Here is a 1,840-nt window from a genome sequence, read left to right as displayed (position 1 = left end):
ACTGTTTTCGAAAAAACCAGCTACTAACTAACGTAAAATTCAAATTTTATCAATAACTTAGGTTGCGGGACACGGGTAAATTATTTCGCAAACAGTACACTAGAATATCTTAATGCTGACGCAATACTTATGTCAAGAATCCAGTCAAGCTGCTATCAAAAATTCAGAGCGGAGCTTATTGACTTGCGGCCCGATCTGGCGGGAAAAAACTTTAGTTATACAATAGGGGATGATGCCGAGCTTAAAATAATTGATCTGGACGATAAATTAGGCACGAATGAAATCAAGTACTTATCAGATGCCATCAACCAAAAAACCCAATTCAAGGATGCTGCGGTCAGGCATGCCAAAATCCTCATGACGCTGGCTGATCATGATACAGACACGTTCAAAGGAACCTACAAACTTGATCTGCTAAACTTTCAAAACATTATCGATCTTGGAAAAATAGCACTTAGCAAAAAAGACGACCCTAGTGAAATCTGGATAAATCAGATTAAAGAAAAAGCAGAAAAAGATTCGGCACACTTGATCGACACAAGGGCCTGACGGTAGGGAAACGCTCTGCACCGACTGCGGCAGACAGAGCGTTTTTAAATCAGCTCCTTGACCAGTTGATCAGCCAGCGATTGCAAATCAGCCCCAAGTTGTATATATGAGGCTTATCAGCCAACTGTTCAGCGAGAATATTCTTGGCCCAATACTTTATTGGCTCGTAGCGAGTACTCCAGGTTTCTCTCCCATTGTCACTCAGGTGAGTGAAATTGTTAGCGAGCCAGCCACCCTCGCAGCGTTTAAACGCTACCCGATGCATTATTTTCCCCGAACTGTCCGAGATGTATCGCCCGTTATCCTGATGATGCTTAATATCGAGCTCGAAATCAAACACACCACCCTCCAGCGGAAAAGCCTTGCTGTCTGTAAACGTAACCTCCAGCATCGCCTCTGTGAGGGCTTGAGTCGCCAGAAAAGCGGGTTTGGTGAAACCATATGGAATCAACCTGAAGCCTTCCTCGTGATGCAAGTCATAGCGCATATGAGGAAACGAACCAAACACCACGCTGTAATCAGCAGTCTCAAACCTGGCACCGTCAGTCGCAATAATACGTATATTGACTTGTGAACCAGGATTGAGCCCTTCGATTCTCTCCGCGAATGAGTGACGCTTGGGCTGCCACTCGCCGCCATCCACTTGATACTCCAACCTCCATTTCTGGTCGTAATCCGTATCCGGCGTTGTAATCAGCACATTCTGGCCGCGCACAACGGTGAAACTATACTGATGAACTGCCGAGGTATTCTCCAGGGTACTGTCGATCTGATGAATCTTGTCCGACAACACGACAGGAGTCGAACGACTTTGGTTCTGCACAGCCTGTTCCTGCGTCGTTGATTGATGACTGGCAACAGGGTTTACTTCTACTTGTGCCATGGCGTGATAAGACATCGCCAATAGCAGTCCAGACATAAACGCACGACCTGCCTTGCTTTTCTTGTTTTTCATCTTGTTGATCTCGAGAGTAGTGATTAATTACGCAGGGCATCACTGCCACTGACAAAATCGGACGTAATCACCTGTTGAATTCAAGATCAAGCGGCTGAAACAATTATCGGAAACGTCCTACAAACAACCAATAATATTTTATAAGTTCAGTAACTTATTTTTAAGAACTGCTTCTGAGACGCTTATCGATGACTGATATTTCTTCAGTCAACAGCAAAACCTAGTGTGCTGTCTCAAAAATAAATGCTCTGTAAAATCGTCTATTCTTGCTCGTTGATTACACCGTTGGAGGCGAAGAAATGAGCGCCCAAGATATCGTCCTGAGTCCTGAAGAAA

At 44.6% G+C, this 1,840-nt stretch carries 2 protein-coding genes; one reads left to right on the top strand and one right to left on the bottom strand.

Annotation, left to right across the window (positions count from 1 at the left end; all coding sequences use genetic code 11):
- Positions 1–183 precede the first annotated feature (183 nt).
- Positions 184–549, top strand: a complete 366-nt coding sequence (locus DW49_RS0123410; RefSeq protein WP_229687553.1) for a hypothetical protein — start codon at positions 184–186, stop codon at positions 547–549.
- 49 nt (positions 550–598) lie between these two features.
- On the opposite strand, the gene DW49_RS0123405 is transcribed toward DW49_RS0123410, so the two are convergent.
- Positions 599–1,504 (bottom strand): hypothetical protein, encoded by a 906-nt coding sequence (locus DW49_RS0123405; protein ID WP_005620071.1) that lies wholly within the window; start codon positions 1,502–1,504, stop codon positions 599–601.
- Positions 1,505–1,840 lie beyond the last annotated feature (336 nt).

The sequence above is a fragment of the Pseudomonas avellanae BPIC 631 genome (assembly GCF_000444135.1).
Classification (GTDB): Bacteria; Pseudomonadota; Gammaproteobacteria; order Pseudomonadales; family Pseudomonadaceae; genus Aquipseudomonas; species Aquipseudomonas avellanae.
Note: the sequence above shows the minus strand (reverse complement) of the source record. Positions and strands in the feature narration are given on the sequence as shown.

What these genes read in the sequence shown, in the direction of transcription:
- DW49_RS0123405 (WP_005620071.1), bottom strand. Translation starts at nt 1,504, where the DNA reads ATGAAAAACAAGAAAAGCAAGGCAGGTCGTGCGTTTATGTCTGGACTG.